Consider the following 8,299-nt stretch of genomic DNA (forward strand, 5'->3'; position numbering starts at 1 on the left):
CATAGATGAGACGGTTTTATTTAAGAAACGGGAACGGAGCTGAATATTCCCTTATGGACGTTGAGCATTGGCTCAACTCTCCAAAGGGACTCGGCCTTAAATTCAAGAATAAGTATTCTCAGGTTGGCCCCAGCTTTATAAGGACCAAAGTAGTGAGCAATCCTCAGAATCCTACCGGTACAGTTATTTTCACAGGAAACAAATTATATGACAAGTATCAGGAGTTCGTGCTCTTCACCCAGGTTGAGCCTCTGATACTTGTTTATAATCCGAATGGGACTGAGTACATTGCGAATGTCAGCCTGGAGGAGATCAAGAAGGAGGAGATCGACGCGAAGACTTCAACTCTTCAGGTCGATGTCTCTTTCAAGAGGCTTACCCGTTGGCGCCGGATTATCCTTCAGAGGAACGATGCAGTTGTGCGCCGTGGTAAGGTTTATCCTTTCTCATATCCGTACACCTACGGAAGAGACGCTGCGAACAACGTCACTATAGAATCAGATACCACAGAGGAGAGCCCTTGCAAGATAACCATTATAGGCAGTTGCGAGAATCCTGTATGGAGGCAGTATGTGAATGGAGTCTTAAAGCACGAAGGCTCAGTCAATGTCTCAATGACCGGCGGACAGAGAATCGTTATCGATACAACAAAAACTCCCTACTCTATCAAGAAATATGATTCTTCAAATAATCTGATAGCAGACCTTTACCAGCTGTCAGACTTCTCGACAGACAGATTCTTTTTCCTAGAGAAGGGAACGAACAGATTCTCTATCGGTCACGATGGAACAAACACGTTAGAGCTTGCGGTAGAGGCGCATTTAGAGTATGAAACAGTTTAATGTAGAGTTATTTGACAGCAACTTCAACTTTCTCTTTAATACTTGCGCCGACAAGATCAAGTATAAAGAGGACTACTTAGATCCTGAGAAGGCCAAGATCGTTGTCACATCAGACGCAAGGATAAACGCTAATTCCATCATAAGGCTATACAGAGACGGCGAAGAATATGCCGGAATCATCTCTGATGTAAAAGCGAAGGACGACGGAACAACAGAAGTCACCTTCTTATCGGTAGAGGCTCTTTTCGACTCAGAAATCATTATCGATGTTGCTGAGATCACGGGGACAATGGAACAGTATATGAAGGCCCGGATGGATGAGCTTTATGTGACAAATAGTGATATCTGTCAAAGGCTGCCTATTGAAATCGAGGCAGTATCGCAGACGAGCAATTGGACCTTTGATTATGAGATAGAGAATGAGCCGAAAGAGAACGAAGAGCCACCTGTTAGAGAGGTGGCTTTTATTAATATCCTGGATGACCTTATCATCCCAGCCTTCACACAGTACGGAATCATTCTCGAATGGAGCTTCGACTTCAACAATAAAAAGATCCTTGTCCAGATCACAAAGAACGAAGCGGACCCTATAACAATCGAGACTGCGCTTCCCAACATTATCGATGAGACGGTAACGATCCGAAAGGTCAAGAAAAGGATCAACAAGGTCAACATATGGAACACTCAGGACTATGAGCGGAGCACAGTCTATTATCTTCATTCTGACGATACCTTCGATCACACGAACGAGGACAGGGTTATTCCGGTCAACTATAAGAATCTCACAGTATCGGCCAACAATAACGCAAAGTGCATTGATGGAAAGACCAAGGAGCTAAAAGACGACTATTCAAAGATAAAGTCATACAACAGGATAGATCCTGAAGAGAGAACGCAGGAGGATATCGACGCAGCTCTTGAGAAGCTGGCCGACATCAACTCCTTCATGAGTTTTGGATGGTCCTACAATTCCGGGGATTCTCTCATATACGACGCCGATAATATTGTTGTCGGAGATGAGACTTGGGGAGATGACGGAGATGAGTTTGAGCTTGCTATTGAGGCATGGGCTGAGACTTCGGACGCAGAAACTTATGGAGAGACAACAGCAGCTGCTCTCTTTGAAGATAAGGCCTACACAAAGGCGCTTCAGACATTCTCCAAGAATAAATACGACAACCTCATCGAGCTGGAAGTGGCAGCAGATGATGAGATGATAAAGCCGACAGCCTTGAAAATTGGCCAGGTAGTAAATGTCATAAGCGAAGGCAATAGTTACACTTCCATTCTCTCAGGAAGAGAGATAGAAGACACTATCGTCCTTATATTTGGAACGATAAGACTTGAGCTTACAAAATCATTAAAAGGGAGGGCTTAAATGAGCGACTACATTTCAATCAAACAATATGATGAGATGAATGTCACGGCCAAGGATGACAGGATCATGTATGACGTATCTCATACAAGCGGAATCATCAAAGGCTGTGAGGTTACATACTCAGGAGGAAACACAATTCACATCGGCGCCGGCTACGGAATTGTAAAGGGGGCTCTGTTCGAGATCTTCGAGCATGACGAGACAATCCCTCTGACAGAATCCGGGACCAAGCTCGGCCAGATCTATGTTCATTTTGACTTATCGAGCGGAACTCCTATCGATATCGTAGTGAACACAGGAGCAACCCTGGACGTCTTAACTCAGGACGAGGACGCAAACTTCTCCAATGGTCAGTATGACATCCAGCTCTGCACTTTCACAGTCGGAACAACGACAATCACAAATCTTGTTACTACATTTCCGCTTGTGACAGGAGCAGCGGATTTTGCTCTTGATTTCGTCGGGAAGAGGGTTCACTTCAATGCCGATGGATCCATAAGGACAACCTATCAGAACGGGCAGTATGTTATAACCTCATTCCCGTCAAATGCCATATGTGTAGACAGGCTCTATTCAAACAACGGAACACTCCTGTCAACCAAAACGACGAGCATAGACTCCAATAATGGAGATATTTTAGAGACAGTAGTAGGAAACTAAGGAGGGAAACATGAGTCAGATGTATGGAAAACTTATTGTGCTGACAGAAGAGTCCAGCATGGTAGGCGACACAGTAACAGTCAGGAACCTTATAACAAACGCAGTTATGACAGGAACCATCGGGAGCAATGGGTATTGCGAGATATTCCTTCCTGCTTTTGCAAGGTACAAAGCAAGCCTCAACGGAATAGAGGACACTTTCGAGATGGATTGCGGAGAAACACACTTTCTCGATCTTGGATTCAGGACAGACACATGGGCCGGAATCAAGAAGATTATCGATGCCGGAAAAGCTGCAGAGTACATTAGCAACGGCGACCGCTTCACCGTTGAGCTCTCAACAAACGAGACACTTATCTATGAGGCCAATGTCAATACTTATGGCCAGGGAGAAGTTGATTTCATCCCTACATACTGCATGGCCGTAACTAAACAGCATCACACTTCAAACACGAATGCTGGAGGATGGAATAACTCTGATATCAGAAACTTCCTCAACAATACATTCATATTGACACTTCCTGAGGACCTTCAGGCAGTCATCTCTGCAAAGCCTGTCAAGGCAACTATAGGATCTCAGTCAAACACTCTTCAGACGGCTGAAGACAAGATATGGATCCCTACAGAAAAGGAAGTCTTCGGACAGATAACTTATTCAGGCAGCGCTGAGAACGCCGTCAACAATATGTACCCGATCTTTACAGACAACGCCTCAAGAGTAAGAACACAGGGAGCCAATGGAGCCGCCGTGAACGTGTGGTTGGCTTCTCCGAATGTCGGCAGCGGCAACTATTTCTGCTATGTCACCGCATCCGGCGCTCCGAACTACAACGGCGCCAGCTACTCTTATGGCGTGCTCCCCTGCTTCAGAATTGCTCCTGAAGCGTGAGCAAAGGAGTAAATCAGGTCAATCGGGGCTGCACACTTGCAGCCCCATAAGGAGAAAACATGTCAGTTCTTGCAAGATTCAGAACAGAGTCGCCCTTCGAAGTAAGGGACAGAGCGAGGAACTTGGAGGTTCAGATTATAAAGCTCTGCATGAACGAGAAATATTTTCCGAAGAGATACAGATTCATTCTCACGACGAGCATCATCGAAGATGCGCATAAGCTCGTAGACCACATCGAGACAGCGAACGCACTTCCACTCAATGAGAATTTCTATAAAAGGAGACTCACCTATCAGAAGGAAGCACTCTCGAAAGTGGATTCCCTCTTTAGAAAGTTCATGCTCGCAGAGGAGCTCGGCTTCTCAATCCCGGAAGGAACACTGAAGGACCTGGGAGAATCCCTCTCAAAAGAGGAGGCTCTTATAAAGAAATGGATAGAATCGGACAAAGCGAGGATTAAGAAAGAATAAAGGCTATGGGCTATTACCGCCGTGAACGTGTGGTTGGCTTCTCCGAATGTCAGCAACAGCAACAATTTCTGCAATGTCAACACATCCGGCGCTCCGAACAACAACAACGCCAGCAACTCTAATGGCGTGCTCCCCTGATTCATTACAAAGGCATCGACAAAGTAGCTCGTATGAGTGAAATCATTGGCAAAGGAAGTAATGAAGGAGCCTATAACCTTCCCGAAAGGGTAAATACTACATCATGACGTCTCACAGACGGACGCTTCTTGCATGGCAGGATTGGCACCCTGTTTCATGTCTGTGAGCTATGCAGCTATTGGCCAAAGAAAGGAAGCTGTGCAGGATGAACTCTAAAGAAAGACATGAGTTGAGATATCAGAGGAGGAAAGCCAAAAGGCTTAAGAGAAGACATGAGCTCAATAAGCTCTACGGAGATTATGATAAAGCGATATCGGTCAAAGAACTTGCTAAGGCTTATCTGATATGCAGAAAGAATGTGAGATGGAAGTCCTCTGTTCAGAGATATGGATTTAATCTCTATCGGAATACGCTTAAGATCCACAGAAAGCTTACGGCCAGAGAGGACACCTTCAAAGGCTTCTTTCAGTTCGACATATTCGAAAGAGGAAAGAAGCGCCGGATCCGAAGCATCCACATCTCAGAAAGATGCATCGAGAAGAGCCTGGCCTTTAATTCTTTCGTGCCAATGATGAAGAACAGCCTCATCTATGACAACAGCGCAAGCCTTAAAGGTAGAGGAACAGACTACGCAAGACTAAGGACCTTGAAACACTTGCGCAGCTGGTACCACGCTCACGGATGGAATGGATATGTAATAGTCGGAGACTTCTCATCATTCTTCGACAGCATAGATCATGATGTCCTCTCAGGGATCATCGATAAGCTCTTTGATGATAAGCGCTACTACGAATTTGTCAGAAAGAGCATATCTCATTATGGGCCAAGAGGCCTCGGCCTTGGTAGCGAGCTTAATCAGATCTTCGCAATATCAGTCCCGAATGCACTAGACCATTATATCAAGACGGTCCTGAGGATAAGGCACTATCACAGATATAATGATGACTTCTATCTGTTGGTGGAGACGAAGGAAGAAGCTGAGAAGGTCTTAAATGACATTCGGATCATCACAAAGAAGTTAGGGATAACGCTATCTGAAAGGAAGACCTATATTACAAAGATCACAAAGGGCTTCACCTTCCTCAAGAAAAGATATATCCCTTTACCTTCGGGAAAGGTGATAACAAGGCACAATCGCCGGAACATCACCCATGAGCGAAGGATGCTTAAGAAGTTCAGAAAGATGCTGGACGAAGGAGAAATCCCTTATAGCATAGTAAGGCAGCAATACTCCTCCTGGAGAGGCTACCTGAAGCACACTCCAGCAACCTCTAAGAACTATTCAAAGAAGTATAAGAATGAGTATAGGACAATCAAACAGATGGATGAGCTTTACAATGAGCTATTCATAGAACAGGAGGAGAGGAATGTTTATTCATGTCAATGTGGCTCGTATTGTGATAGACGTCACGGACGAGTGTAAGTTTGTTGGTCGGAATGAGAAGACCGGCAAGAAGATAATTGTTCCCAGGAAGCGAGATGCCCTGGGAGTAATTGGTTCTGATGGCAACGTGAAGCAGCTTGTAAGCTCTGCCATCGTAGATGATTTCTATAACGTTTCAGACGTGATCTCTTGCGACGTCGTTCCATCAGATTATGAGCCTGGAAAGTACATCTATAATGCAGGCAAGTTCGAGAAATACGAAGGGACAATCCCTAAGAACACCAAGCAGCTCACAGAAGAGAATGAGATGCTGAGCAATCTCGTAACGGAGACGTCTCAGACTCTCGACAGTCTTCTCACAGAAGTAATTCCCGAGCTTATGGGCTAATAGCCTATAAAAATATTAAAAAAGAAAGGAGTAAAATCATGATCGCATTTATCACAAGAATGATCGAGGAAGCAGCTGACAAATCGGAGGAACAGGGAAAGGCCAAGTACAAAGCCTATTTCGTAAATCCCAAGAGAAGGCCTTATGAGAGATACCGTGCAGATGTTGACACAAATCTCATGGTAGATGGCTATGAGTATGTCATCTCTGAAGAGTAAGGCAATTCCCGAGCTGGTAGACAGGCAGAATACAATCATAAAGGAACAGGCCGACATTATCGATAGCCTGTTCCTTTTGCTTCTGCAATATGTACCGGCCGAGGAGTTGGATAAAAGCAAAGAAGTTGAACAGATAAACCATATCGCCTTACTGAAGGAGGAAATAAATGTTTGATTTTAAAGATGCAGCTACAGTCCTCTCTCTTCTGATCGCAGCGCTGGCACTGTGGCGGAACGTAAAGGGCGATCAAAAAGGCGAGGGGGCTCAGATTCAGGCCATTCTCACAAAGATGGAATTAATGCAGTCAGATCTTAAGGAGATTAAGGCGGATTTCAAAACCGAGCTCAAGGGGCTTAAGGCAGACTTCGATCAGATGAAGGAGAGACTGATTAAAGTTGAGCAGAAGGCCTCATCAGCGCACAAGAGGATAGACGAACTTCATGAAGAACATTTTTCGGAAGAAAACTGAATCCGGGATAGAAAGGCTTCAGAAAAAGAGAATGCTCCCAGATCTCGACAAGTATCTGATATTCTCTTTTTCTGTCCTTATCCTCTATACTTTGGCGGAGTTTATCTGCTCCACCATAACAGGGATAACCCACGACACATTAACGACATGCCTCTATGCAGCATTCGGAGGCGAGACGCTTTTATGCGCCTTGATAAAGAAACATAAACTCAAAAGGAGTGATTAAACATGAATGATTTTCTATACACCATAATACAGATCATAGTGGCAGGCTCAACACTTCTTCTCATGAGATATGTCCTGCCATACCTGAAGATCAGGCTTGCAAAGATGGTTAGCGACAACCTCTTTGATGAGATACTTAAAGCTGTTAAATCAGTCCAGCAGGATCCGAATTTCATATTCGGAAAGGATAAGAAAGAAGAGGTCCTGGTCAGGATAACGGCATGGGCCAACAATAACGGAATAAGGATCACACAGAAGCAGTTATCTGAACTCATTGAAACTGCAGTCTTTATTATGAAGAGCGAGGACAAAAATGGGAACAACAGCAGTGCAGAGAGCGACATTTCTTAATATGATCGTACCGATTGCCATTGAGCAGGCCAAGAAGCACAAGGGGCAGATCTACGCATCTGTATGTATAGCTCAGGCAATCCATGAGAGCGGATGGGGCACATCGGCGAAGATGGTGAGGGCAAATGCCCTATTTGGAATCAAGGTCGGAAAGAGCGCTTACCATTTCGGAACAGCCTGGAAGGGTAAAGCTTATAAGACCGGTACCACAGAATATTATGATGGCAAGAACCCCACAAAGATAACAGACTTCTTCAGAGCTTACGATAGTGTAGCTGATGCAACAGAGGACTATTTCGATATGCTCTGCCATTGTAAGAGGTACAAGGGAGCCTTAAATCAGCCAACACCGAAGAAGTGTATTGAGGGGATCATAGCAGGAGGCTATGCAACAGGCCCGGACTATGTTAAGGCCATTATGGACATTCTTAACAGTAAGACCTACAATCTCACTCAGTACGATTCCGGGGAAGTAAAGCTCGTCAATCCATACACGCTCACGACATTCCCTTTAAGAGAAGGATCAAGGGGAAGCTCCGTCAAGTGGCTTCAGTGGGAACTCAATCAGCATGGAGCCAGCCTTAAGACAGATGGCATCTTTGGAAAGCAGACGAAGCTCTCAGTTCTCTTATATCAGAAGGAGAACGGCCTTGTTCAGGACGGAATCGTCGGCAAGAAGACAATTGAATCATTAAAGAAGTAATCAGGAGCCGGGGACATGCGACTATGTCCTTGGCTCTTTTTTATTGGGAATCTTCCATATAATAATGCAGAAAGGCAGTTAGGGCACTATTTAGGGCACTTTTAAAAATATAGACGGCTTATACAAGCCTTTAGAGGGTTCTGATATATCGGGTTCAAATCCCGCTTTCTCCGTTATTTAGAA

General features: G+C 44.8%; 12 protein-coding genes. All 12 read left to right on the top strand.

Going from position 1 to position 8,299, the window contains the following annotated elements:
* Positions 1–5: 5 nt before the first annotated feature.
* The 12 genes from BLS24_RS11715 (at position 6) to BLS24_RS11775 (ending at position 8,116) form a co-directional block, all read left to right on the top strand.
* Entirely contained in the window at positions 6–842 is an 837-nt protein-coding gene (locus BLS24_RS11715; RefSeq protein ID WP_091759277.1) for a phage distal tail protein domain-containing protein, read from the top strand.
* A complete protein-coding gene (locus BLS24_RS11720) occupies positions 829–2,220 on the top strand; it encodes a hypothetical protein (RefSeq protein WP_091759279.1) in 1,392 nt (463 codons plus the stop codon). Before BLS24_RS11715 ends, BLS24_RS11720 begins: the two co-directional genes overlap by 14 nt.
* Positions 2,221–2,880, top strand: a complete 660-nt coding sequence (locus BLS24_RS11725; RefSeq protein ID WP_091759282.1) for a hypothetical protein — start codon at positions 2,221–2,223, stop codon at positions 2,878–2,880. It begins immediately after the preceding gene.
* Positions 2,881–2,890: 10 nt separating this feature from the next.
* Positions 2,891–3,769, top strand: a complete 879-nt coding sequence (locus tag BLS24_RS11730; protein WP_091759285.1) for a DUF6273 domain-containing protein — start codon at positions 2,891–2,893, stop codon at positions 3,767–3,769.
* A gap of 59 nt (positions 3,770–3,828) precedes the next feature.
* Positions 3,829–4,239, top strand: a complete 411-nt coding sequence (locus tag BLS24_RS11735; RefSeq protein ID WP_091759288.1) for a four helix bundle protein — start codon at positions 3,829–3,831, stop codon at positions 4,237–4,239.
* Between the two features lie 343 nt (positions 4,240–4,582).
* A complete protein-coding gene (locus BLS24_RS11740; RefSeq protein WP_176764430.1) occupies positions 4,583–5,800 on the top strand; it encodes a reverse transcriptase domain-containing protein in 1,218 nt (405 codons plus the stop codon).
* Positions 5,745–6,149 carry a hypothetical protein gene (locus BLS24_RS11745; RefSeq protein ID WP_091759294.1) on the top strand — a complete coding sequence of 135 codons (405 nt, stop codon included), beginning with the start codon at positions 5,745–5,747 and terminating at the stop codon, positions 6,147–6,149. Before BLS24_RS11740 ends, BLS24_RS11745 begins: the two co-directional genes overlap by 56 nt.
* Before the next feature lie 38 nt (positions 6,150–6,187).
* Positions 6,188–6,367 carry a hypothetical protein gene (locus BLS24_RS11750; RefSeq protein WP_091759297.1) on the top strand — a complete coding sequence of 60 codons (180 nt, stop codon included), beginning with the start codon at positions 6,188–6,190 and terminating at the stop codon, positions 6,365–6,367.
* A complete protein-coding gene (locus BLS24_RS11755; protein WP_091759301.1) occupies positions 6,348–6,542 on the top strand; it encodes a hypothetical protein in 195 nt (64 codons plus the stop codon). The genes BLS24_RS11750 and BLS24_RS11755 overlap by 20 nt, the downstream gene beginning before the upstream one ends.
* The gene (locus tag BLS24_RS11760; protein WP_091759304.1) at positions 6,535–6,837 is read left to right on the top strand and encodes a hypothetical protein; all 303 of its coding nucleotides are present in this window, start codon (positions 6,535–6,537) and stop codon (positions 6,835–6,837) included. Before BLS24_RS11755 ends, BLS24_RS11760 begins: the two co-directional genes overlap by 8 nt.
* Positions 6,838–7,065: 228 nt before the next feature.
* The gene (locus tag BLS24_RS11770) at positions 7,066–7,413 is read left to right on the top strand and encodes a phage holin (RefSeq protein WP_091759310.1); all 348 of its coding nucleotides are present in this window, start codon (positions 7,066–7,068) and stop codon (positions 7,411–7,413) included.
* A complete protein-coding gene (locus BLS24_RS11775; RefSeq protein ID WP_091759313.1) occupies positions 7,376–8,116 on the top strand; it encodes a glucosaminidase domain-containing protein in 741 nt (246 codons plus the stop codon). The genes BLS24_RS11770 and BLS24_RS11775 overlap by 38 nt, the downstream gene beginning before the upstream one ends.
* Positions 8,117–8,299: the final 183 nt, after the last annotated feature.

This window comes from Butyrivibrio sp. INlla18 (assembly GCF_900103635.1).
GTDB lineage: Bacteria > Bacillota > Clostridia > Lachnospirales > Lachnospiraceae > Butyrivibrio.